Annotated in this window: 20 protein-coding genes; 10 read left to right on the top strand and 10 right to left on the bottom strand. The window is 71.4% G+C overall.

Features of this window, described 5'->3' with window-relative positions:
• Positions 1-77: 77 nt before the first annotated feature.
• The 9 genes from Drose_RS38395 to Drose_RS38355 form a co-directional block, all read right to left on the bottom strand.
• On the bottom strand, positions 78-887 hold the full coding sequence (locus tag Drose_RS38395) for an LppU/SCO3897 family protein (RefSeq protein ID WP_260726085.1): 810 nt from the start codon (positions 885-887) through the stop codon (positions 78-80).
• Positions 888-1,008: 121 nt separating this feature from the next.
• Positions 1,009-4,200, bottom strand: coding sequence for a UvrD-helicase domain-containing protein (locus tag Drose_RS38390; RefSeq protein WP_260726084.1), 3,192 nt, complete (start codon positions 4,198-4,200; stop codon positions 1,009-1,011).
• A gap of 36 nt (positions 4,201-4,236) precedes the next feature.
• Positions 4,237-5,502, bottom strand: a complete 1,266-nt coding sequence (locus Drose_RS38385; protein ID WP_260726083.1) for a metallophosphoesterase — start codon at positions 5,500-5,502, stop codon at positions 4,237-4,239.
• A gap of 4 nt (positions 5,503-5,506) precedes the next feature.
• Positions 5,507-5,743 (bottom strand): MoaD/ThiS family protein, encoded by a 237-nt coding sequence (locus Drose_RS38380; RefSeq protein ID WP_260726082.1) that lies wholly within the window; start codon positions 5,741-5,743, stop codon positions 5,507-5,509.
• Between the two features lie 4 nt (positions 5,744-5,747).
• Positions 5,748-6,779 (bottom strand): GTP 3',8-cyclase MoaA, encoded by a 1,032-nt coding sequence (gene moaA, locus Drose_RS38375; protein ID WP_260726081.1) that lies wholly within the window; start codon positions 6,777-6,779, stop codon positions 5,748-5,750.
• A 75-nt stretch (positions 6,780-6,854) separates the two neighbouring features.
• Positions 6,855-7,721 carry a fructosamine kinase family protein gene (locus Drose_RS38370; RefSeq protein WP_260726080.1) on the bottom strand — a complete coding sequence of 289 codons (867 nt, stop codon included), beginning with the start codon at positions 7,719-7,721 and terminating at the stop codon, positions 6,855-6,857.
• Positions 7,721-8,158, bottom strand: a complete 438-nt coding sequence (locus Drose_RS38365) for a hypothetical protein (protein WP_260726079.1) — start codon at positions 8,156-8,158, stop codon at positions 7,721-7,723. The genes Drose_RS38370 and Drose_RS38365 overlap by 1 nt, the downstream gene beginning before the upstream one ends.
• On the bottom strand, positions 8,130-9,794 hold the full coding sequence (locus Drose_RS38360) for a GTPase (protein WP_260726078.1): 1,665 nt from the start codon (positions 9,792-9,794) through the stop codon (positions 8,130-8,132). Before Drose_RS38360 ends, Drose_RS38365 begins: the two co-directional genes overlap by 29 nt.
• Positions 9,791-11,611, bottom strand: a complete 1,821-nt coding sequence (locus Drose_RS38355; RefSeq protein ID WP_260726077.1) for a GTPase family protein — start codon at positions 11,609-11,611, stop codon at positions 9,791-9,793. The genes Drose_RS38360 and Drose_RS38355 overlap by 4 nt, the downstream gene beginning before the upstream one ends.
• A 224-nt stretch (positions 11,612-11,835) precedes the next feature.
• Between Drose_RS38355 and dnaK the strand changes: the two genes are divergently transcribed.
• The 4 genes from dnaK to Drose_RS38335 are packed head-to-tail and all read left to right on the top strand — an operon-like array spanning position 11,836 to position 16,168.
• A complete protein-coding gene (gene dnaK, locus Drose_RS38350; protein ID WP_260726076.1) occupies positions 11,836-13,695 on the top strand; it encodes a molecular chaperone DnaK in 1,860 nt (619 codons plus the stop codon).
• Positions 13,696-13,742: 47 nt separating this feature from the next.
• On the top strand, positions 13,743-14,474 hold the full coding sequence (gene grpE, locus Drose_RS38345) for a nucleotide exchange factor GrpE (protein ID WP_260726075.1): 732 nt from the start codon (positions 13,743-13,745) through the stop codon (positions 14,472-14,474).
• A gap of 25 nt (positions 14,475-14,499) precedes the next feature.
• Positions 14,500-15,723 (top strand): molecular chaperone DnaJ, encoded by a 1,224-nt coding sequence (gene dnaJ, locus Drose_RS38340; RefSeq protein ID WP_260726074.1) that lies wholly within the window; start codon positions 14,500-14,502, stop codon positions 15,721-15,723.
• Entirely contained in the window at positions 15,713-16,168 is a 456-nt protein-coding gene (locus tag Drose_RS38335; RefSeq protein WP_260726073.1) for a heat shock protein transcriptional repressor HspR, read from the top strand. Before dnaJ ends, Drose_RS38335 begins: the two co-directional genes overlap by 11 nt.
• Positions 16,169-16,290: 122 nt before the next feature.
• On the opposite strand, the gene Drose_RS38330 is transcribed toward Drose_RS38335, so the two are convergent.
• Positions 16,291-16,722, bottom strand: coding sequence for a hypothetical protein (locus tag Drose_RS38330; protein ID WP_260726072.1), 432 nt, complete (start codon positions 16,720-16,722; stop codon positions 16,291-16,293).
• A gap of 200 nt (positions 16,723-16,922) precedes the next feature.
• On the opposite strand from Drose_RS38330, the gene Drose_RS38325 reads away from it, so the two are divergent.
• From Drose_RS38325 to Drose_RS38300, 6 genes are all read left to right on the top strand, one after another.
• Positions 16,923-17,492, top strand: coding sequence for a DUF1707 SHOCT-like domain-containing protein (locus Drose_RS38325; RefSeq protein WP_260726071.1), 570 nt, complete (start codon positions 16,923-16,925; stop codon positions 17,490-17,492).
• Positions 17,450-18,646 (top strand): beta propeller repeat protein, encoded by a 1,197-nt coding sequence (locus Drose_RS38320; protein ID WP_260726070.1) that lies wholly within the window; start codon positions 17,450-17,452, stop codon positions 18,644-18,646. Before Drose_RS38325 ends, Drose_RS38320 begins: the two co-directional genes overlap by 43 nt.
• An 80-nt stretch (positions 18,647-18,726) precedes the next feature.
• Positions 18,727-21,321 (top strand): ATP-dependent chaperone ClpB, encoded by a 2,595-nt coding sequence (gene clpB / locus Drose_RS38315; protein ID WP_260726069.1) that lies wholly within the window; start codon positions 18,727-18,729, stop codon positions 21,319-21,321.
• Between the two features lie 23 nt (positions 21,322-21,344).
• Complete coding sequence (locus Drose_RS38310) at positions 21,345-21,713, top strand: hypothetical protein (protein ID WP_260726068.1); 369 nt, start codon at positions 21,345-21,347, stop codon at positions 21,711-21,713.
• Between the two features lie 47 nt (positions 21,714-21,760).
• A complete protein-coding gene (locus Drose_RS38305) occupies positions 21,761-22,357 on the top strand; it encodes a hypothetical protein (RefSeq protein WP_260726067.1) in 597 nt (198 codons plus the stop codon).
• A 79-nt stretch (positions 22,358-22,436) separates the two neighbouring features.
• Positions 22,437-23,234 (top strand): SDR family NAD(P)-dependent oxidoreductase, encoded by a 798-nt coding sequence (locus tag Drose_RS38300; RefSeq protein ID WP_260729959.1) that lies wholly within the window; start codon positions 22,437-22,439, stop codon positions 23,232-23,234.
• Positions 23,235-23,531: the final 297 nt, after the last annotated feature.

Below are 23,531 nucleotides of genomic sequence, written 5' to 3'. Positions count from 1 at the left end.
CCGGCCAGGCGGGCGTTGCCGAGCGAAATGGGGCGGCCCGGACGTGAGAACGCCCGGGCCGCCGACGATCAGGGCGGTCAGGTGCGCAGCTTCAGGCAGAGCACGAAGTCCTGCGAGTTGACCGTGCTGTCGTAGTAGTAGTCGTGCGTATACCCGGTGACGTTCTTGCACTGGTTCTTGTCGGTCGTGCCGGGGATGCGCTTGAGCACCTCGTAGGTGCCGGCTGCGCAGGTGACCTTCTCCAGCTTCGGCGCTTGGTCCGTGCCGTTGTTGACCAGGCACTCACCGACCTTGACGGTCCGTGCGTCGCCGGCCTGGACACCGCCGGCCGTAGGTGAGGCGCTGGAGCCCGATTTGCTGGCGCTGCCCGACGGGCGGGCCGAAGGCCCCGCGCTGCTGGACTTGGCCGACGGGCTGGCGACCGGCGGGTCGGTCTTGTCGTCCTTCATGACGTAGTAGATGCCGGCCGCGCCACCGCCGCAGATCAGGAGCACGAGCACCGCCACAACCGCGATCAGGCCGCCGGAGCTCTTCTTCGGCGGGGGTCCGGACGGCGGGCCCCACTGCGGCTCACCGTAGCCGGGTGCGGGCGGCGGGTAGCCGCCACCACCGTAGGCCGGCTGCTGGAAGGTGCCGGTGGGCTGGCCGTATCCGCCCTGGTCATAGCCGCCGCCCTGGCCGTATCCACCCTGGCCGTAGCCACCACCCTGGCTGTACCCACCGCCACCCTGGCCATATCCGCCCTGGTCGTAGCCGCCGCCCTGGCCGTGTTGCTGGGGGGGTGGACCGTAGGGATCCGGCTGTCCATAAGGGTCCTGCTGTCCGCCCTGCCATGGATCCTGCGGTTGACCCTGGTACGGTCCGCCCGGCGGTCCGTAACCCGACATGTTGATCCCTCCTGGTCCTGCGGCCCCCGCGCCTCAGTGGTGAGAGCCTAATGGCGCCGACGCAGCTACGGTAGCGCCACCCCCGGACAGAATGACCTGACGGATCCGTGTCAATACCTGCTCAGATCAGCCGGAGCTGCCGATCCTTCGGCTTCCGGGGCGCTGCCGGACCGCGCCGCTCAAGGAGACCGGGGTCGATCGCCGACAGGAACGGCGTCGGTGACATCTCCCGCTCCGACCCGTGCCGGAAGCGGCTGCGGCTGTGCGACACGAAGAGCCGGTCCTGCGCACGGGTCAGCCCGACGAAGAACAGCCGCCGCTCCTCGGCGATGTCGTCCTCCGACTGGCGGCCCCCGGCGAAGGCGCGCAGCGGCAGCAGCCCGTCCTCGCACCCGACCAGGAACACGACGGGGAACTCCAGGCCCTTCGAGGCGTGCAGTGTCATCAGCGTCACCCGGTCGGCGCGCGGATCCCAGCCGTCGACCTCCGCACCGGTCGCCAGCGCGCCCAGGAACTCGTCGAGGTCGCTGCCCGAGCGCAGTGCGAGCGGCGTCATCAGGTCGACCGCGTTCCACACGTCGGCCTCGGTCAATCCGATCAGGTCGGTGTCGAGCTGGCCGCACCGGCCCGCGACGACCTGCCCGGACAGTCGCACCCGAGCCGCGATCGAGCCGCCCAGCCCGGTGGCGAACCGCAGCTCGCGGGCGATCGCCGCGATGCCGGGCCGGTCGAGCAGCCGGTCGTGCGAGCGCTTCTGGACCGGGACGCCCGCTCGCGACAGGGCGTCGACGATCGCGCCGGCCTGGGAGTCGGTGCGGTACAGCACGGCGATGTCGGAGAACGACATCGCGCCGACGGTCGCGCGGGAGTCGACCCGCCCGTCGTGCGACCGGTGGGACAACCCGCCGACCAGCTCGTCGATCGTCCGCACGACGAAGTCGGCCTCGTCGGCGACGGACGCGGCCGGATACAGCCCCACCATCGGGGCCTCGAGATCGAGCCGGGCCGGGTCGAGCCGCCGCCCGGGCACCAGGGTCGACGGTGCGATCGCCTGGACCGCGGCGGCCAGGATCGGCGCCGACGAGCGGTAATTGCGGGTCAGCCGGACCACCCGCGCGTCGACCTCGGTCGTGGAGAAGTCGTTGGTGAACCGCAGGAAGAACGACACCTCGGCACCCCGGAACGAGTAGATCGCCTGGTCAGGGTCGCCGATCGCGCACAGGTTGCCGCCGGGCGGGCAGAGCAGGCGCAGCAGCTCGTACTGCACCGGGTCGACGTCCTGGTATTCGTCGACGAAGATCCACTGCCAGCGCGCGCGGTATCGGTCGACGAGCGCCGGCGACTCGGACAGCAGCTCCACGGTCAGCGACAGCAGCTCGTCCAGCGACACCAGGTCACGCGCGCGCAGCGCCTTGGCCAGCGTCTCCCTGGTCGTGGGCTCCATCGCCGCCAGCGCGCGCCGCGCCTCCCGCTCCGGCAGCGGCTCGAGGGCCGCGAGCAGGTCGGCCTCCTCGGCGATGCGGAAACTCGGGGTCAGCCCGACCGCGGCCGCGTGCTCCCGCAGGATCGACAGGCCCAGGGCGTGGAACGTCGACACCGTGACCGCCTCGGTCACCGGCCCGAGCAGGACCTCCAGCCGCTCCCGCATCTCCTCCGCGGCCCGCCGGGTGAACGTGATCGCCAGGCACTCCTCGGGGAAGACGTCCAGCTCGGCGCACAGGTATGCGATCCGGTGCGTCAACGTCCGCGTCTTGCCCGTCCCCGGACCGGCGACGATGAGCAACGGGCCGCCCGGCGCCGAGGCCGCGACCCGCTGGAGCGCGTCGAGCCGGTCGAGCAGGCCGGTGCCGACCTCCTCCATCCCGGCCAGCATCGGCTCGAGCGGCTCGTGCGGCGAGGGCGGCGGTGCGATCGGCGGCGGCGCCTCGACCATGGGCGGCGCCGCCTTCGCGCGCCGCTTGGGTGCGGCCTTCACGACGGGTTGCCGCTGCTTCGGTACGACCGGAATGTCGAACAGCGCGTCCGCCTGGACGGCAGGCGCCAGCTCGGCGGGCTCGAAGAGCCGGATCACGCCGTATTCGCCGTCGTAGCCGGGGGTGCGGTGCACCTGGCCGCGCCGCAGCCGCTCGATGCCCTCGCCGAGCAGCTCACCGCCCACCCGGGTGATCTCGCCGATCGGCACCTCGCGCAGGATCGACAGCTCCGACCCCAGCTCGGCGACGAGCGCGGTGAGCTTCTCGTCGACCGTCTTCGACTTCGGGCCGACGCCGTGGATCTCACCGAGGATCTCGTGGAGCTGGATCAGGTGCGTCACGCCCGGCGCGCCGGGCGGCGTGTAGCCGTCGGGCCGGTCGGCGAGCTCCTCGACCCGGTGCAGGACCCCGACGGTCAGCGGTTTGCCGCATTCCGGGCAGCGACCCTGCGCCTCCCGCGTGCGGGCCGGCGGCCAGTTGACGTCGCAGGCGCGGTGCCCGTCGGCGTGGTACTTGCCCTCTTCGGGGAAGAACTCGAGCGTGCCGGCCAGTCCGTCGCCGGTCCGCAGCGCGTCGCGCACCGCGTAGTAGTCCAGCGCCGAGGACAGCACCGTCGCCTCACGTGCCAGCGCGGGCGCCGAGTGCGCGTCGGAGTTCGAGACCAGCCGGTATTGATCGAGGGAAGAGACCCGCCAGTTCATCTCCGGGTCGCTGGACAGCCCCGTCTCCACCGCGAAGATGTGGTCGGCCAGGTCGGCGTAGCAGTCGGCGATCGCGTCGAAGCCGGACTTCGAGCCGAGCGCGGAGAACCACGGCGTCCAGATGTGGGCCGGCACCAGGAAGCCGTCGGGGCTGGCCTCGAGCGTGATCTCCAGCAGGTCGCGCGAGTCCAGGCCGAGAATCGGGCGGCCGTCAGAGCCGAGGTTGCCGATCCGGCCGAGCGCGGTGTTGAAGCGGGCCACCGCGTCGAAATCGGGCTGGTAGATCAGGTGGTGAACCTTGCGGGTGCGGTCGGCGCGCTTGTAGATCGTGGAGATCTCGACCGACAGCATGAAGCGCACGGTCGACTCGGCCAGCCGCGCCGGCAGCCGGCGGCGGATGTCGGCGTCACGCTCCGGGTCGAGCTTGAACAGGCCCGGCTCGGCCGGCACCAGCGCCTCGCGCAGGTGGTCGTGCCAGGCCGGGTGGGTGAAGTCGCCGGTGCCGAGCAAGGTGATGCCCTTGCGCCGAGCCCACCAGGTGAGCGTCTCGATGCTGAGGTCGCGGCTGCACGCTCGGGAATATTTCGAGTGGATGTGGAGATCCACGACGAACGAGTCGGTAGCGGCGTTCGAAGGCACGCTGCATCCTGTCACAGCTATTCGAGCCAATACCTGTTACGCGCCGTGCAACTCGATGACCGAGATGTCGGGCGGTGCTCCGAATCGTACCGGTGGCCCCCAGAAGCCGGCACCGCGCGTGACGTAGACCTGTGTGCCGTCGACGTCGCCCAGCCCGGCGACCACGGGTGACTCCAGGCTCACGAGCAGGTTGAACGGCGCCATCTGGCCGCCGTGGGTGTGCCCGGAGAGCTGGAGGTCGACGCCGTGCTCGGCCGCGTCGCGCGCCTGCACCGGCTGGTGCGCCAGCAGCACCACGGGCCGCGCCGTGTCGCGCCCGCCGAGGGCCTTGGCGAAGTCGGGCCCGTCGCCGACGTCCTGCCCGTTGACGTCGTTGACCCCGGCGAGGTCCAGCCCCAGGATGTCGACCCGCTCGTTGCGCAGCACCCGCACGCCGAGCGAGTTGATCTCGTTGATCCACTCCTGGTATCCGGAGAAATACTCGTGGTTGCCGGTCACGAAGAAGCTGCCGTGCCGGGCCCGCAGGTCCTGCAACGGTTCGGCGGCCGGGCCCAGCTCGGCCACGCTGCCGTCGACCAGGTCGCCGACCACGGCGACGAGGTCGGCCTCCACCGAGTTGATCATCCGCACGATGCGCTCGGTGTGCGACCGGCCCAGCAGGGGCCCGAGGTGGATGTCGGAGACCAGCGCGATCCGGAACCCGGTCATGCTGGACGGCAGCTTGGGCAGCCGGATCGGCACCCGCTTGAGGTCGGGCGGGCCGAGCGCCTGCGCGGTGCCGATGCCGACGGCCGCGACGGACAGGGCGCCGGCCGCGACGGCCATGGACCGCCCGAGCAGTAGCCGCCGCCCCGGATCGAAGCCCCGTGGCGGTGCCGGCGGGGGCTCGGCGGTGGTCGCGGCGACTCCCGCCGGGGTGCCGGCCGGCGGACTCATCGCGAACCCGGCGAGCTCCGAATCGGCGGGCTCCGAATTGGCGGGCTCGGCCGCGGCGGGGCCACGCCGGGTCCAGAAGCGCAGCGCCAGCCGCGGCACCTCCAGGATCGCCAGCGTCACGAGCAGGTAGAACATCAGCGCCAGCCACAGGAACCCGGGCCAGGCGAGGATCGCCTGCCGTGAGTGCGGCAACGCCCGCGAGGCGACCAGCGTCACCGGGATGAGCAGGGCCAGCGCCACCACGAGCGCGGTGCCGATGCGCCGGCCGCGCCTCGTCGACGTGGTGTCCTTGACGAGCCTCTTCCAGAGATACCAGTGGATGGATCCGACGACGAGGAGCACCACCGCCAGCAGGACGGCGATCACCGGCTCAGCCGCCCGCGAACGGCGGCAGGACGTCGACGGTCGCTGTCGCCGGCAGCGGGGCGTCGCGGTCGCGCCACGCCACCCCGTCGACGAGGAACGAGCAGGCGGTCAGCACCGCCGTCAGCCGGGGACGGCCGGTGGTGATGGCGCCGACGAGGTCACCGAGCGTCGCCGCCTCGACCTTCTCCTCGGGCACGCCGGCGGCCGCGCGGGCCCCGGCGAAGTAGCGCACCAGCAGCACGCGCTCAGCCTCCGATCGCCGACATCGGGCGCGCCGGCTGCAGGAACCGCGGATCGTCGATGCCGTGCCCGGCCGGCTTCGCCCACATCGCCTTGCGCCAGAGATCGGCCAGCTCGTCGTCGCTCGCGCCGGACCGCATCGCGCCACGCAGGTCGGTCTCCTCCTGGCTGAACAGGCACGACCGCACGGCGCCGTCGGCGGTGAGCCGGGTGCGGTCGCACGCACCGCAGAACGGGCTGGACACGCTCGCGATCACCCCGACACGTGCCGGCCGCCCGCCGATCCCGGTGTGGCCGCCGACCAGCCAGGTCTCCGCCGGTGCGCCGCCCCGCCGGACCGGATCGGGCTCCAGCGTGAACGTGCTTCGCAACTGTGCCAGGATCTCCGCGCCGGTGACCATCTCCGAGCGCCGCCACGTGTGGCCGGCATCGAGCGGCATCTGCTCGATGAACCGCAGCTCATAGCCGCGCTCGAGGGCGAACCGCAGCAACGGCACCGCCTCGTCGTCGTTGACCCCGCGCAGCAGCACCGCATTCATCTTCACGGGCGTGAGCCCGGCGTCGGCCGCCGCGGCGAGCCCGGCGACCACGTCGGCGTGCCGGTCGCGCCGGGTCAGCTCCTTGAACTGCGCCGGGTCGGTGGTGTCGAGCGAGACGTTGACCCGGTCGAGGCCCGCCTCCGCGAGCGGCGCCGCCAGCCGGGTCAACCCGATGCCGTTGGTGGTGAGCATCGTCTGCGGCCGGGGCTCGAGCTCGGCGACGGCCCGCACGATGTCGACCAGGCCGCGGCGCAGCAGGGGCTCACCGCCGGTGAACCGCACCTCGGTCACGCCCAGCAGGCCGACCGCGACCCCGATGAGCCGCACGACCTCGGCGTCGGTGAGCAGCGTCGGGCTGGGCAGCCAGTCGAGGCCCTCGGCGGGCATGCAGTAGGTGCAGCGCAGGTTGCACCGATCGGTCAGCGAGACCCGCAGATCGGTCGCCACGCGCCCGTGCCGGTCGGCGAGACCGGCGTGCGGGGGCTCCGAATAGGTCATGCTCGAACGGTACCCGAACCGTCGGAGGTCAGGCGCCGAAGGCGTCGGACGGTGCGGCCGGGTATCGACACATCCTCAGAGCGACCGCCGGGCGGACCGGACCGACTCCCGATACGACGCGCCGAACAACGCGGTGTGCACCAGCAGCAGATGGAGCCTGTGCAGCGGCACCCGTTCCCGCCAGCCGTCCGGCAGCGGCCACGCCTCCTGATAGGCCGCCAGCAGCCGGTCGTGGTGGGGGACACCTCCCCAGAGGCCGAGCAGCGCCAGGTCGGTCTCCCGGTGCCCGCCGTGCGCCGCCGGGTCGACCAGCCAGCCGTTGCCGTCGCGGTCCCAGACGACGTTGCCCGGCCAGAGGTCGCCGTGGATGCGCGCCGGCGGCTCGTCGCCGCCATACTCGGAAATGCCGGAAATGATGCGCTCTATGCCATGTGCGTCCTCTGGCGTCAGTGCGCCGTTTTCGACCGACGCCTGGAGGAAGGGCAGCAGCCGGTGCGTACCGAACCACGCACCCCACGGTCCGGCGGACTCGTCGTTCGGTAGCGGGGCCGTCCCGATGTACCCGCGCCAGGGTGCCCCGAACGAGGGCGCGCCCGCCCGGTGCAGCTCCGCGAGCCGCCGTCCGAGCAGCTCCGCGCCGGCGGGCGACGCCTCACCGTGGTCGATCCACGACAGTGCCAGCATGTCCGGCAGCTCCGCGATCACCTCCGGCACGGGCACCGCGTCCGCCTCCCGCAGCCAGCGCAGCCCGGCGGCCTCGCTGGCGAAGAACGACGGCGGCGGGTCGGCGAGGGATTTGGCGAACAGCGATCCCCCGTCGTCGAGGGTCAGCCGCTGCGCGGTGCAGATGGACCCGCCCGGCACCGGGGTCTCCCGGATCCGCTGGTGCTTGAGGAAGACCGGAAGCTGCTCCGGATGCGCCTTCAGATAGTCGAGGTCCATCAGCGGGGTCCCGTTCGCAGGTGGTGGGTCGCGGCCAGGGCGGGCGGCAGGAGCGCCCCGCCGACCAGGCTCAACAGGCTCAGCACCCGGTCGGAGGTGCCCATGTGGCCGGCGTGCAGCGCGTGGTAGCCGAAGTGCAGGGTGCCGAACACGGCGGCCGCGATCCCGGCGAGCCAGCTCACCGGCGGCCGGTCCACGATCATCGCGCCGATGAACAGCACCGCCAGCGTCAGCATCGTGGCGCCCAGGTCGACGATGAGATGTTGGTTGTACGGCGGGTAGGCCGACGTCCAGTGCAGGCCGAGGCCCGGGAACGTGGCGAAGAAGTACTCCGGCGCGACGACCGCCCAGCAGCCCCATACCAGGTTGACCAGGCCGAGCGCGCCGAATCCGGCCCGACGGACGGCGCTAATCGCGAGCGGCGGAGAGAGCTTCACGCGCGTCATCGTACGAGCGCAGCACGTCCCGGATCGGCGCGACGATGTGCGTCGTGGCGACGTCCGCGATCGCGGCGCGCAGCCGGCGCTCGGCGCGGGCCCGTGCGCGCCGGGCGGCGATCCCGACGGCCGGGCGGACGACGGCGGCGAGCAGCAGGCCGAAGAGCAGGCCGCCGCCCAGCAGCGCGGTGGCCAGCGGCAGCCGGCCGACCTGCGGGCCGTCGAGGTTCGGCAGGCCGAGGAACGCGAAGACCGCCCGGACCGCGAGCCAGACCAGGCCGGCGAGCGCGGCCACGGCGCCGAGCCACTGCAACGCGCCGACCAGCCGCCACCAGAACGGCTTGCGCTCCATCCCGAGGTCGGCCGAGGCCACCGCGACGTCGAGTGCGTCGGGCACGTCGTCGGCCCGCGAGCGTGACGCCGCCGTGATCGCCGCCGGCCACGGCTCCGGCAGCCCGGCTGAGGCCTCGTCGGCGACCTCGCGGGAGGCCAGCCCGACCGCCGCCTTCTGCGCGGCGGTCGACTCCGGCAGCGACGTGGCGGCCGGGGCCTCCAGTCGCGCGGTGGACAGGTGCAGCCGGCGCAACGGGTCGGGGCGCAGCCGGCGGATCCAGCGGGCGACGGGCCAGCCGAGCACGCCGGTCGCCCGATGGCGATACGTCCGTTCGGTGGCGTCGGCCACGATCGGCACTCCGGCCGCGACCGACAGCGCGCCGGACAGCCGGTCGACCGTGCCCCGCGAGATGCGGTCGGCGCCGCGCGTGTCGAGCGCGACCACCGGCTCGAGCGCGTCGACGGCGTCGTCGACGTCGCCGGCGAGCCGGCGCAGGGCGGCCTGCCGCTCCGCGACGGCGCGCTCCAGCGTCGCACGCAGCGAGTCGAGGCCGGGATGGCCCTTCGCCGAGGTGGCGAACGCCGGGACCCCGCCGAGCCCGTCCGCGTCGAGCAGCCGGTGCAGGTCCGCGACGATCCGCTCGCTGTCGGTTCGGGTGAGCCGGTCGGCCTGGTTGAGCACGACGACGGTCACGTCGCGGTGCCGCTGGAACTGGGCGAGGTACCGCTCGTGGACGACGCGGTCGGCGTACTTCTGCGGGTCGAGCACCCACACGACCAGGTCGACCAGGCGCAGCAGCCGATCGACCTCGGTCCGGTGCTGCGCCTCGATCGAGTCGAAGTCGGGCAGGTCGAGCAGCACCAGCCCACGCAGGCCGGCCTCGTCCTCACCGTCGAGCGCGCTCTCCCGGGTGAACCGGCGGCTCGGCGGCACGCCGAGCCAGTCGAGCAGCGGGCCGGCACCCTGCGGGCCCCACACGCACGCGTGGGCGACCCCGGTCGTCGGCCGCCGCACCCCGACCCGGGAGAGCTGGAACTTGGAGATGGCGTTGAACAGGCTCGACTTGCCGCTGCCGGTGGCACCGGCGAGCGCGACCACGGTGTGCGCGCGGGACAACGCCAGCCGTTCACCGGCTCGGTCGATGACGGTGCGGGTGGTGACGAGCCGGTCCTCCGGCACGTGCCCCTCGGCGGCCCGGACGAACCGGCGCAGCGAGTCGACCCGCCCGGCGAGCCGGTCCGCGTCCACCGGCCCACCTCCCTGCCGGGGAATCACCTGCTTGATCCGTTCCACGAGACTCATCGGGCGACATCCAGGCCGGCGGTGCGCGCAGTGTGGACCGTGCCGCTCACGCCGTGCAGGCGGGCCGCGACGTCCTCGTCGACTCCGGCGCCCTCCAGCGCGTTGTGGAACCGGCCGGCCTGCTCGTCGAAGAGGGCTTTCACCCGGTCGTCGAGGTCGTGCCGGGCCCGCTCGGCGAGCGACCGCACGGCCTGGTCGCCGAAGATCGCCTCGAGGACCTTCTGCGCCGCCACGGTCGTGCCGCCGGCCACGGCGATCTCCGCCCCGGTCGGGATGAACGCGGTGGCCGTGAACACGCTGACCATGACCAGCAGGCCGGTGGCGTTGACCGCGTAGGCGCTCGCGCGGGCGATCATCCGCTTGTCGCCGGCCTCGGTCCGCACCAGGTCGAGCACCGACCGCTGCCAGTCGCGGACGAGCCGGGCGATGCGCTCGTCCAGGTCGTCGGACGGGCGGGTGAGGCCGGGTGCGGCGTCCAGTAGCGCCGCCCCGGCGGGATGTGCCCGCCAGGCGGCGCCCGCGTTGTCCGCGGCGTCGGTCGCGGCGCCCTTGAGCAGCACCGCCAGGCCGGAGCCGATCGCTTCCTGGAAGCGTGCGCCGGGAGCGGGCCGGCCGGTGACGGCGGCGACGATCCGGTCGCGTGCCTTGCCGACCCGGGCCTGCAACGCCCGCATGATGTCGCCGGTGCCGACGAGCTCCTGCCAGCGGGCGAGCACCTCACCGCGCAGCAGGGCGCCGTCGTGGATGCCCTTCTCGACGGAGTCGGTGGCCGACCGGTAGGCGCCCCGGACCGCCTCCCGCAGCACGCGGGCGGCGGCGAGCTGGTCCTCGGCGGCCGCGGACAGGACGGCGATCTCGCCGGTGAGCGCGTCGATCGCGCCGCCGACGGTCTGGCGGATCACGGCGGCCCGGTCCTCCGCGGAGTGGGCGAGGCGGGTGAACCAGTCGCGCAGCGGGGCGACCTGTGCCTCGCTGAGCAACCCTTGACTGTCGAGGCGGGTTTCCGGCAGTACGAACAGCGGCACGCCACCCAGCTCGTGCTCCTCCAGCATCGAGGTCAGGTGCGGGCCGATCTCGTCGACGGCGCCGCCTCCGGGCACCCGGTCGAGCAGCAGCGCGACGGCGGTGCCCCGGTTGCGCGCGGTGCGCAGCATTTCCCAGGGGACCGCGTCGGCGTACCGCGCGGCGGTGGTGACGAAGAGCCAGAGGTCGGCGGCGGCGAGCAGTTGGCCGGCGAGCCGGCGGTTGGCGTCGACGACCGAGTCGATGTCGGGCGCGTCGAGGAACGCGAGCCCGGGGGTGAGGGCATGGGCGGAGACCACCTGGAGCGAGCGCGGGTCGGCACTCGGCCCGGAGGTGCGGGCCAGCGAGGGCAGGACGCGGCCCTGGGAGAACCACGGCATGTCGGCCGGGTGGCAGACCAGCACCGGCGCGCGGGTCGTCGGCCGCAGCACGCCGGCCGGGCTGACCGGGGTGCGGATCAGGCTGTTGACCAGCGTCGACTTGCCCGCTCCGGTCGAGCCACCGACGACCACGAGCAGCGGCGCGTCGAGCCGGTCGAGCCGCGGGAGCAGATAGTCGTCGAGCTGGTCGACCATGCTCTTCGCGACGCCCGCGGCCCGCTCGGCGCTGGGAAGCGGCAGAGCGAAACGGGTCGCTTTGACGGTTTCCCTGAGCTCGACGAGCGCATCGACGAGCGGGCCGACCGGTGACGGCTCGGGGACCTGGGCGCACGGCGGACGGCCGGAGGACGGGCCATCCGACGAATGGGTCGGGGCCGTCGACCGAGCGGACACCGACTCGCCCTGTGTGGTCACGGGTAAAGCGTGCACGATACGGCCGGGCAGCGCCATGCAATGCGCGCAGCCATCGATGTAACCCAGCGCAATCTCACCCCGAGTCCGTCCGGCGTGTGAGAAGTTGCGCCGGACGCGCTCAAGGTCGGACTTGACGATCGTGAGTCTCGTGGCACTATTGAGTGGCAGTCACTCAACTTTGCAGCCGGCTTCCTCGCCGACTGTCACTTGGAGGTCAAGCAGCTATGGCACGTGCGGTCGGCATCGACCTCGGAACCACCAACTCGGTGGTCAGTGTCCTGGAGGGCGGCGAGCCCAGCGTCATCGCCAACGCCGAAGGTGCGCGCACGACGCCGTCCATCGTCGCGTTCGCCCGCAACGGCGAGGTGCTGGTCGGTGAGGTCGCCAAGCGCCAGGCCGTCACCAACCCCGACCGGACCATCCGTTCGGTCAAGCGGGAGATGGGCACCAACTGGGCCATCGACATCGACGGCAAGAAGTACACCGCGCAGGAGATCTCCGCGCGGGTGCTCATGAAGCTCAAGCGTGACGCCGAGGCCTACCTCGGCGAGCAGATCACCGACGCGGTCATCACCGTGCCGGCATACTTCAACGACTCGCAGCGCACGGCCACCAAGGAGGCCGGCGAGATCGCCGGGTTCAACGTCCTGCGCATCGTCAACGAGCCCACGGCCGCCGCGCTGGCCTACGGGTTGGACAAGGGCTCCAAGGAGCAGACCGTCCTGGTCTTCGACCTCGGCGGCGGCACCTTCGACGTGTCGGTCCTGGAGTTGGCCGAGGGTGTCGTCGAGGTCAAGTCGACCTCGGGTGACAACCACCTCGGTGGTGACGACTGGGACGAGCGGATCATCGACCACCTGGTGAAGACGTTCCGCGGCCAGCACGGCATCGACCTGTCGGCCGACAAGATGGCCATGCAGCGGCTCAAGGAGGCGGCCGAGAAGGCCAAGATCGAGCTGTCGGCGGCCACCACCACGTCGATCAACCTGCCGTACATCACCGCCGGCCCCGACGGCCCGCTGCACCTGGACACCCAGCTCTCCCGGGCCGAGTTCCAGCGGATGACGCAGGACCTGCTGGACCGCACCAAGGTCCCGTTCGAGCAGGCGATCAAGGACGCGGGCATCAACGTGTCGTCGCTGGACCACGTGATCCTGGTCGGCGGCTCGACCCGGATGCCGGCCGTGACCGACCTGGTCAAGCAGCTCACCGGCAAGGAGCCCAACAAGGGCGTCAACCCCGACGAGGTCGTCGCCGTCGGCGCGGCCCTCCAGGCCGGTGTCCTCAAGGGCGAGGTCAAGGACGTCCTCCTGCTCGACGTCACCCCGCTGTCCCTCGGCATCGAGACCAAGGGCGGCATCATGCACAAGCTGGTCGAGCGCAACACGACCATCCCGACCAAGCGGTCGGAGGTCTACACCACCGCCGACGACAACCAGCCCTCTGTGCTCATCCAGGTCTTCCAGGGCGAGCGTGAGATGGCGGCCTACAACAAGCGGCTCGGCACCTTCGAGCTGACCGGCATCCCGCCGGCGCCGCGCGGCGTGCCGCAGATCGAGGTCACGTTCGACATCGACGCCAACGGCATCGTGCACGTGTCCGCCAAGGATCTCGGCACGGGCAAGGAGCAGTCGATGACGATCACCGGCGGCTCCGCGCTGCCGAAGGACGACATCGAGCGGATGATGCGCGACGCGCAGGACCACGCCGACGATGACAAGCGTCGTCGCGAGGAGGCGGAGACCCGCAACCTCGCCGAGGCCCTGCAGTGGCAGACCGAGAAGTTCCTGGCCGAGAGCGGCGACAAGATCCCGGCGGACGCCCGCGAGCAGATGAACGAGGCGCTCGGCGACCTGCGCTCCGCGCTCGGCGGCAACGACACCGAGCGGATCAAGGCCGCGCACGAGAAGCTGGCGCAGGTCTCCCAGCAGGCCGGCAGCGCGCTCTACGAGCAGCAGCGGCAGCAGGCCGCAGCCGGCGGTGACGCCGCCGGTGCGGGTGCCCAGGGCGGTCCGCAGGCCGGCAAGCCCGGGCCGGACGACGTCGTAGACGCCGAGATCATTGACGAGGACAACAAGAAGTGACCGGCAAAGCCCGCGCCGCCGGCTCGGAAGAGCCGGCGGAGCGCGTTGTGACGACCAAGGATGACGAGCCGGTGGACACCGCGGGTTCGCCCGCGGCGAACGCCGCGCCAACGACCGCGGAGGAGGCTGACGTGGAGGTCGAGACGACCAAGACGGATGACCCCACGGCCGCGACCGCCGAATCACCGGCGGGCGACGTCCAGGCGGACGACGCTCCGGTGGAGGGCGAGATCGTCGACGAGCCGTTCACCGTGCACGCGGACGAGCCGAGCAAGGTCGACGGGGCCGCCCCGCACGGCGCCGCCGCGCAGGGCACGACCGACGACGCGCACCAGCACGGCCTCGGTGCCGAGCTGGCGGCGCTGCGCACCGAGCTCGACGAGCGCACCCGTGACCTGCAGCGGGTCACCGCCGAATACGCGAACTACCGCAAGCGGGTCGACCGGGACCGGGCGTTGGTGGTCGAGCAGGCCACCGGCAACGTGCTCGGCGCACTGCTGCCCGTGCTCGACGACCTCGACCGGGCGCGCGATCACGGTGACCTGGTCGGACCGTTCGGTGCGGTCGCGGACCAGTTGACCACGGCACTCACCAAGTTCGGGCTGACCGTCTTCGGCGCGAAGGGCGACCCGTTCGACCCGACCCGCCACGAGGCGGTGGCCCACCTGACCTCGGCCGAGGTGACCGAGCCCACATGCGTCGACGTGATGCGTCGCGGCTACCTTCTCGGCGAGCGGCTGCTGCGACCGGCGATGGTCGCGGTCGCCGACCCGGAGTAGACGAACACCTGGAGGAGGTGGCGCGATGAGTTCGAAGGACTGGTTGGAGAAGGATTTCTACGCGGTTCTGGGCGTCACCAAATCCGCTTCCACCGACGAGATCAAGAAGGCGTACCGCAAACTCGCCCGTGAGCTGCACCCCGACCGCAATCCGAACAACGCGGCGGCCGAGGAGCGGTTCAAGGCGGTGTCCGAGGCCTACGACGTGCTCTCCGACGAGCGCCGTCGCAAGGAGTACGACGAGATGCGGTCGCTCTTCGGCGCGGGCCAGTTCCGCCGCAACGCGCGTGCGGGCGGTCCGGCCGGTGCTGGCGGTCCGGGGTTCGACTTCAATGATCTGTTCGGCAACGGGGCCGGACCGCGAACCACCACGGCGGGCGGTGACCGCCGGTTCGGCGGAGCCGGCTTCTCCGACCTGTTCAGCTCGATCTTTTCGGGCGGAGGGGGCGGGGCGGCCGGCCCGGCAACGAGCCGGCGCAGCCGGGGCCGCGACGTCGAGACCGAGGTCGTGCTCAACTTCGCGGACGCGGTGCAGGGCGCCACGCTGCCGATCACGTTGCGCACGCCCGGCACCTGCGAAACCTGTCACGGCGACGGTGCGGCGCCCGGCTCGTCCCCGCGGACCTGCCCGAAGTGCCGCGGGCTCGGCGTGGTGAGCAGCAACCAGGGCTCGTTCAGCTTCACCGAGCCCTGCCGGGAGTGCCAGGGTGTCGGCACGATCGTCGACGAGAAGTGCCCCGAGTGCGTCGGCACCGGCGGGATCACCAAGACTCGCACGATCAACGTGCGGATCCCGCCGGGGGTGGCCGACGGCCAGCGCATCCGGCTGGCCGGCCGGGGCGAGCCGGGCGCGCGCGGCGGCGCGGCCGGTGACCTGTTCGTGTTGATCAAGGTCCGATCCGACCCGGTTTTCGGCCGGTCCGGCGACGACCTGACGCTCACGGTGCCGGTGACGTTCGCGGAGGCGGCCCTCGGTGCCGACCTGCGCGTGCCGACGCTCGACGCGACCGTGACGCTGCGCGTGCCGCCGGGCACGCCCAGCGGCCGGACGTTGCGGGTGCGCGGCAAGGGCGTCGCCCGGCGCGACGGCAATGTCGGTGACCTGCTGGTCACCATCGACGTCCACGTGCCGTCCGAGCTGTCCGAGGAGGCCCGGAAGGCGCTGTCCGACTTCGCGGCTGCGGCGCCGCCGGCGCCGCGCGAGCGGCTCGACGCGATCGCACGGGAGCGCAGTAGCTATGAGCGATGACATCGGCGAGGAGCGGGAGATCTTTTTCAGCTTCGAGGCGGTTTCCGACGCCAAGGTGCTGATCATCTCCATCGCGGCCCGGCTGGCCGGGATGCACCCGCAGACCTTGCGGCAGTACGACCGCATGGGCCTGGTGCAGCCCGGCCGCACCACCGGCGGCGGGCGCCGCTACAGCGAGCGCGACGTCGCACTGCTGCGGGAGGTGCAGCGGCTGAGTCAGGAGGAGGGCGTCAACCTCGCCGGCATCAAGCGGATCATCGAGCTCGAAGGGATCGTCGGCGACCTGCGGCAGCGGGTGGTCGAGCTGGAGGCCGAGCTGATGCAGACCCGGGCGAGACTGGCCCAGGTCGAGGCGGCGGGGTTCCCGCGCCGCGACCTGGTGCCGTCGGACCAGCGCCGGACTGCTCTGGTCGTCTGGCGTCCCACTCGCAGGGACGCGATGTGACGTTTGACGGGGCGCCCCGCAGGGCACCCTGACCGCAGGGAATGGTGCGGATGTTCCGGAGGCTGACCGGGGCGGACGCGCAGGGGTGTGGTCAAGTTGAAGGACGCCGTTCGCGGCGTCCTTCAACTCAATCGGCGGGGTGAGCGGACCAGGCCGCCCTCACACCAGTCGTGATACTCGAACAGCTCGGGCCGGGCCAGCAGCATCCGAGTGTTGTGCGCCCACGTGGTCAGCAACTCGTCGCCGTGCTCCTCGGCCTGCTCGACGAACTTCTTCAGGCGCCGCTTCGGGTGGGCGCGGAAGTGCGTGCGGATGCCGTCGGCGGCGTAGATGTACAGGCAATGCAGCGCGAATCGGCGGGCCGGGCACGCCGGGTCCATGGCCAGGTCGAACAGCGTGCCGACCAGCCGGTCGCCGGCCACCAGCAGATCCCAGTCGGGCGGCATCGTCTGCAGCACGGCCGCGTCGGGGTGGTAGGCCCACGCGCGCAGCTCGGCCGGAGTAGGGTCGACCGGGTTCGCGAAGCCTCGGAAACCCGCTTGTTGCACGCTCACCGTCTGCTCCCGTGGCCAGCGGGTTTGTCATCGCCAGGGGTCCTGGGTTCGGCGACACCGTAGCCCGCCACCTAGCGGCTGCGGAAGAGCCGAAGAGCTTGGTTACCCTCCGGATACGGCCAAAAGTCAGGAAATTTCCCGCTTCCGATCGCGCAAAAACCTGGGATGTCAACGACTGGCCGGAGGTCTACAGTGTCGTCGTGAGCAGCGAGCGCCCGGACATGCGACTCTCAGATGCCGAGCGTGAGACCGTCGTCGCCCAGCTCAACGCGGCGGTTGCCGAGGGCCGGCTGACGCTCGCCGAGTTCGAGGAGCGCGTCGACGGCGTCCTGCGGTCCCGCACCCACGGCGAGCTCGAGCCCTATGTCGGCGACCTTCCCGTGCAGAGTTCGGCCAGGGTGCCCGACGTCCTGCCCATTCGCAGCCGCGCGTCGAGCCTCAAGCGCAAGGGCCGCTGGACGGTGCCGCGCCGCCTGAGCATCGAGACCCGCTCCGGTTCGGTGAAGCTCGACTTCACCGAGGCCGTGTTCACGCACAACGAGGTCGAGGTCCAGATCCAGGCCAAGGCCAGCTCGATCGACCTGGTGCTGCCCCGGGGCGGCTCCGCCGACGTCGACGGCCTCGACAATCACTCGAGCAGCGTGCGGCTGAAGGTGCCGGCCGCCTACGACACGCATGGATTCGGCGTCGTCCTGCGGATCAACGGCGAGCTGCGCAGCAGCAGCGTGTGCGTGCGCTACCAGCGGCGTTTCTGGTGGTGGCGTTGGTAGCAGCCCGCAGGCGAGCCGTGGCCGTCGCGCTGGCCGCCGTTCTGGGCGTGACACTCACCGCGGGCGGCTGCCGGCCCGACAAGTCCGCGCAGTCCGAGGAGCCTGCCCCGGATGTCTCCTACGAGGAGCTTCCCCCTGCCCCGACCGGCAGCGAAGACCCGCACAACCGGCGATCCGTGGTGCCGGTGCCGAAGGGCACGTCGCCGCGCGCCGTCGAGTTCACCGACGCCGACACCGGATACGCCCTGTTCACCTCGTGCGTCGCGGGTCTGGCCTGCAATGCCGGGCTGGTGCTGACGCTCGACGGCGGCTTTAGCTGGGTCGCCCGCAAGCTGCCGTTCGACGCCGCCACCGAGGTCGACATGCGGCTCGGGCGGGGCAACGTGCTCATCGTCAAGGCTCCGCCGAGCGGCTACTACGTCTCCCGCGACACCGGGCGCACGTTTGAGAAGCGTCCGCTCGAGCCGCCGCCGTCCGAGCTCAACCTCGCCGAGCCGAGGTACCAGGCGAACTGCCCAGAGGTCGGCGCCAGTGACTGCCCGACCCGGCAGTTGACCCAGGTCGCGGACAACGGGGTCCGCACCGCGCTGCCCGGCAAGCCGGCCGGCAACCACGTCTTCACCAGCCTCGCCGCCGCTGATGACGGCAAGCTCTGGCTGTCGGCCAAGGCCGTGGACGGCACGGCCAACCCGCCCGTCGCCACGATCAGTGTCTGGACCAGCGTCGACAAGGGGCAGCACTGGGTTTCCGAGGGCAGCGTCCACCCGCCGGACCCGACCGTGGAGCCGCGCCTCGCGGTGAATCCCGGCGGTTCCGCGGTCTGGCTCGTCGGCGGCCGGTTTGCCGCGATGCGGACCGGCGTCGGCAAGTGGACCGAGGCGACCGCCGTGCGTGAGGTGGCCGAGATCTACAGCGCCGAAGTGCTGGGCGGCGGCAACCTGCTGGTCGCCAGCGGCCAGGGCGTCTGGCTCGTCAGCCTGACCCAGCGTGTCCGCGACGAGGCCGCCCGCACGGTCTTCCGGCTGCGCCGGCTCGACGCGACCACCATTCTCGGCTACCCGGCCCAACAGTCGGGCGAGGTTTGGCTGTGCACTCTTACGGAAAAGACGCAGCCCAACTGCGACTGGTCGCGAGTTGCGGTCGCCGCCGGATAGCCCGATGAGACTTGAGTGGAATAGACTCAACCTCGTAGGTGTCATACCCACAGAACGGGTAGCACTGGAACGAGGAGCCCATGAACGCCGAACGCCTGACCACCAAGAGTCGCGAGGTCATCAAGGCCGCCGTGGACGCGGCGAGCCAGCGCGGACACGCGACCGTCGAGCCTTGGCACCTGCTGCTCGCACTGCTGGACACCGGCGGGTCGACCGCCGCGAGCCTGCTGCGGGCCGTCGGCGCCAACCCCGCGAACGTGCGCCGGTCCGCGTTGCACGCGGTCGACCGGCTGCCGAGCGCCCGCGGCGCCAGCGTCGCCGAGCCCAACGTCGCCCGCGAGTTCGCCAACGCGATCGCGGCGGCGGAGCAGATCGCCCGCCCGCTCGGCGACGAGTACACCTCCACCGAGCACCTGCTGGCCGGCCTCGCCCAGGTCGGCGGGGCGGTGGCGGCGCTGCTGAAGGAGTCCGGCGCCACCGAGCAGACGCTCGTGGCCGCGTTCCCGCAGGTTCGCGGCGGCGACCGGCGGATCACCAGCGCCGATCCGGAGCAGACCTACCAGGCGCTGGAGAAGTACGGCGTCGACCTGACGCAGGCCGCTCGCGACGGCAAGATCGACCCCGTCATCGGCCGCGACTCGGAGATCCGCCGCGTCATTCAAGTACTTTCCCGCCGCACCAAGAACAATCCCGTGCTGATCGGTGAGCCGGGCGTCGGCAAGACCGCGATCGTCGAGGGCCTGGCCCAGCGGATCGTCGCCGGCGACGTGCCGGAGTCCCTGCGCGACAAGCGCCTCGTCGGCCTCGACCTCGGCGCCATGGTCGCCGGCGCGCAGTACCGGGGGCAGTTCGAGGAGCGCCTCAAGTCCGTCCTCGAAGAGATCAAGGGCTCCAACGGGCAGGTCATCACCTTCCTCGACGAGTTGCACACGGTCGTCGGCGCCGGCAAGGGCGAGGGCTCGATGGACGCCGGCAACATGCTCAAGCCGATGCTCGCCCGCGGTGAGCTGCGGATGGTCGGCGCGACCACGCTCGACGAGTACCGCGAGCACATCGAGAAGGACCCCGCGCTGGAGCGGCGGTTCCAGCCGGTGCTCGTCGGCGAGCCGTCGATCGAGGACACCATCGGCATCCTGCGCGGGTTGAAGGAGCGGTACGAGGTCCACCACGGCGTGCGGATCACCGACGCCGCGCTGGTGGCCGCCGCGAGCCTCTCCGACCGGTACATCACCGAACGCTTCCTGCCGGACAAGGCGATCGACCTCGTCGACGAGGCCGCCTCACGGCTCCGCATGGAGATCGACTCCCGGCCCGTCGAGGTCGACGAGGTCGAGCGCAGCGTGCGCCGGCTCGAGATCGAGGAGATGGCCCTGGCGAAGGAGCCCGACCCGGCCTCCGCCGAGCGGCTCCAGCGGCTGCGCGCCGAGCTCGCCGACCGGCGCGAGCAGCTCACCGAGCTCACCGGCCGCTGGCAGAACGAGAAGGCCCACATCCAGAAGATCTCCAACGCCAAGGAGCAGTTGGAGCAGCTCCGCGGCGAGGCCGAGCGCGCCGAGCGCGACATCGACCTGGCGAAGGCGTCGGAGCTGCGGTACGGCGTGATCCCACAGCTCGAGCACGAGCTCACCCAGGCGGAACGGGAGCTCGAGGGCCTGCAGGCGGCGGGTGCGATGCTCAAGGAGGAGGTCGCCGCCGACGACATCGCCGCGGTGGTCGCCTCCTGGACCGGCATTCCGGCCGGTCGCCTCCTGGAAGGTGAGACGGCGAAGCTGCTGCGCATGGAGGAGTCGCTGCGCACCCGCGTGGTCGGCCAGAACCGGGCGATCCAAGCGGTCTCCGACGCCGTGCGCCGTGCCCGGGCCGGCATCTCCGACCCGGACCGCCCGACCGGCAGCTTCCTGTTCCTCGGCCCGACCGGCGTCGGCAAGACCGAGCTGGCGAAGGCCCTCGCCGAGTTCCTCTTCGACGACGAGCGGGCCATGGTCCGCATCGACATGAGCGAGTACAGCGAGAAGCACACGGTCGCCCGGCTCGTCGGCGCCCCGCCCGGCTACGTCGGCTATGAGGAGGGCGGCCAGCTCACCGAGGCGGTCCGCCGCCGGCCGTACACGGTCGTGCTGCTCGACGAGGTCGAGAAGGCCCACCCCGACGTCTTCGACGTGCTGCTCGCCGTGCTCGATGACGGCCGCCTCACCGACGGGCAGGGCCGCACGGTCGACTTCCGCAACGCGATCCTGATCCTGACCTCGAACCTCGGCACGGACGTGCTGGCCGACGACCCGACGCTCAACGCCGAGCAGCGTCGCGACGCGGTGATCGCCGCGGTCCGGCAGCACTTCAAGCCGGAGTTCGTGAACCGGCTCGACGACATGGTGGTGTTCGACGCATTGTCGCAGGAGGACCTGCGTGCGATCGTTGAGATCCAGCTCAATGCGCTGGGCCGGAGGCTCGCCGAACGACGCCTGCTGCTCGACGTCACCGACGCCGCGCGTGACTGGTTGGCGAGTCTTGGGTATGACTCGGTGTACGGCGCACGCCCGCTGCGCCGCCTGGTGCAGACGTCCATCGGCGACCAGCTCGCCAAGGCGCTGCTCGGCGGAGCGATCCGAGACGGCGACAAGGTGGTCGTCGACCTGGCGGACGACAAGAAGGCGCTGACCGTGTCGGCCGGTTGATCGCACATGGAGGTGTAGGGGCGATGCTCAGGACCAAGCGCGGCGCGTTCGAGGACGAACTGCGGCTTCTCGCCGATGCGGACACGTTGGCGTTCGGCGGGGTGGGTATCGCCGGCACGCTCCCGCCGGCCACCAAGGCCTACTTCGCGATCGAGGAAGGCCTCCGGCAGCACGGCGCACAGTTGCGCCCCAAGCTGGAGGCCCTGCTCGGCAAGGCGACCCCGGCCGGCCGGGTGTTCGCCGCCGAGCTGCTCACGCACATCGACGCCGACGCCGGCCGGGCCGCCTGGCAGCGCCTGGCCGGGCAGGACGACGCCGTTACCACCTTCAACGGCTGCATCATGGGGAGCACGACCCTGGGACGGTATGCCGCGGAGCGGCTGCGTGATTAGCCGGACATCGATACGGTGATCCTCAACGAACCACGGGAGGAGATCCGATGACATCCGCCGTCCCCGCGTCGGCGCCACGTGTCCGTCCGTCCACTGTCAGCCTCGCCGTCAATCTGCTCTACGCGGCGGCGGCGCTCGAACTGATCTACGTCATTCTCGGCGCCGTCTACGCGGGCAAGCTCGCGGAGGGCGCGAAGAGGGCCGTCGAGGGCACCTCCCAGGCCAACGCCGGCCAGGGCGTGTCCTCGGTCGTCTCGATCGTCGTCGGCTTGGTGATCGCGGTCCTGCTGGGCCTCCTCGCCTTCTTCGTCGGCCAGGGCAAGCAGGTCGCCCGCATTCTCACCTGGGTGGTGGGCGGTCTCGCGTTGTGCTGCACGATCGGCGCGTTCGGCTTCGCGATGCTCGGTTCGACATTCTGGGAGCAGGCCCGCAAGAACGATCCGTCCCTGCCGACCTGGGAGCGGTACAACGAGCTGCTCTACTCCGAGGTCCCGGGCTGGTACCAGCCGGTGACCATGGTCCTGAGCGTGCTGACGGTGATCGCGATCCTGGTTGCGATCATCCTGCTGGCGCTGCCGAAGTCGCACCCGTACTTCCGCACTGTCCAGCAGGAGTGGGAGCCGCCCGTCCCGCCGACGTCCTGATGTCGTTGACCTTGGTGGATTCGGTGGCAGGGGCCACGGATGTCGACCAAGGTCAACTTTTTGGGCTGAACAGGAGTAGATTGCCGCCGTGACCGAACGGCGAACCGCGCTTGTCACCGGGGCCACCGCCGGCATCGGGGCCGCCTTCGCGCGGGAACTGGCCGCCGAAGGGTACGACCTCATCATCGTCGCCCGGGACGAAGAGCGGCTGAAAGGCATGGCGCGGGAGCTCTCCGCCGTCGACGTCGCCGCCCTGCCGGCGGACCTCTCCACCCCGGCCGGGTGTGACGCCGTCGCCGAACGTCTCACCGACCAGGAGCGGCCCGTCGACCTTCTGGTCAACAACGCCGGGATGGGTCTCAACCGGTCGTTCCCGCGCTCGACCGTCGAGCTCGAGGAGCTGCTCCTCCGGATCAACGTCCACGCGGTCATGCGCCTGACCCTGGCGGCCCTGCCGATGATGACCGCCCGCGGCCGGGGTGACATCGTCAACGTCTCGTCGGTGTCCGGCTTCGCGGCGCTGATGCCCGGCTCGACGTATCCGGCGAGCAAGGCCTGGGTGACCAACTTCAGCGAGTCGCAGGCACAACTGGTGCGCCGCATGGGCGTGCGCGTGATGGCGCTGTGCCCGGGGTACACGCGCACCGAGTTTCACCAGCGGGCCGAGATCGACACGTCGAAGACCCCCGAGTGGCTGTGGATGGACGCGCGGGACGTCGTCCGGGTCGGGCTGCGGGACCTGCGGAAGGGCAAGATGGTCAGCGTGCCCGGCTGGAAGTACAAGCTGACGACCTTCGCCGTCCGGCATGCCCCACGCGGGCTGGTGCACCGGGTCTCCAAGGGCACCCGCGGTCGCATCGGCCGTGCGGAGCACTGAGCTCTCCTCCACCCGGCGCACACCCTCCTCCACCTGGGCAGATACGTGGGGTACAGCAAGCATTGAGTTTCCTGTGTATTGAGCATGATTGTGATCACGTCCTCCGGTAACCTCCCCGGCCGGCGCCGCCGATCCCGGCCCTGGCGCCGGCTGGATCGATCGCCTCCGTATTTCCGCAGGTCAACGCAGTGTGACCGGCTTGTCGCCGAGATCATCCACGGTGAGAAAAGGGTGCATCGGTGCGTCAAAATCCCCCGTCACCGTCACCCCTCGTGTCACTCGCGGTGATCGCTGCGA

Source organism: Dactylosporangium roseum, assembly GCF_025264685.1.
GTDB lineage: Bacteria > Actinomycetota > Actinomycetes > Mycobacteriales > Micromonosporaceae > Dactylosporangium > Dactylosporangium roseum.
The sequence above is the reverse complement of the archived record's forward strand: the minus strand, read 5'-3'. Positions and strand labels throughout refer to the sequence as shown.

Excerpts from the sequence above, each read along its gene's own strand:
- Drose_RS38395 (WP_260726085.1), bottom strand. The coding sequence starts at position 887 with ATGTCGGGTTACGGACCGCCGGGCGGACCGTACCAGGGTCAACCGCAG.
- moaA (WP_260726081.1), bottom strand. The coding sequence starts at position 6,779 with ATGACCTATTCGGAGCCCCCGCACGCCGGTCTCGCCGACCGGCACGGG.
- Drose_RS38370 (WP_260726080.1), bottom strand. The coding sequence starts at position 7,721 with ATGGACCTCGACTATCTGAAGGCGCATCCGGAGCAGCTTCCGGTCTTC.
- Drose_RS38360 (WP_260726078.1), bottom strand. The coding sequence starts at position 9,794 with ATGAGTCTCGTGGAACGGATCAAGCAGGTGATTCCCCGGCAGGGAGGT.
- dnaK (WP_260726076.1), top strand. The coding sequence starts at position 11,836 with ATGGCACGTGCGGTCGGCATCGACCTCGGAACCACCAACTCGGTGGTC.
- dnaJ (WP_260726074.1), top strand. The coding sequence starts at position 14,500 with ATGAGTTCGAAGGACTGGTTGGAGAAGGATTTCTACGCGGTTCTGGGC.
- Drose_RS38335 (WP_260726073.1), top strand. The coding sequence starts at position 15,713 with ATGAGCGATGACATCGGCGAGGAGCGGGAGATCTTTTTCAGCTTCGAG.
- clpB (WP_260726069.1), top strand. The coding sequence starts at position 18,727 with ATGAACGCCGAACGCCTGACCACCAAGAGTCGCGAGGTCATCAAGGCC.
- Drose_RS38310 (WP_260726068.1), top strand. The coding sequence starts at position 21,345 with ATGCTCAGGACCAAGCGCGGCGCGTTCGAGGACGAACTGCGGCTTCTC.
- Drose_RS38305 (WP_260726067.1), top strand. The coding sequence starts at position 21,761 with ATGACATCCGCCGTCCCCGCGTCGGCGCCACGTGTCCGTCCGTCCACT.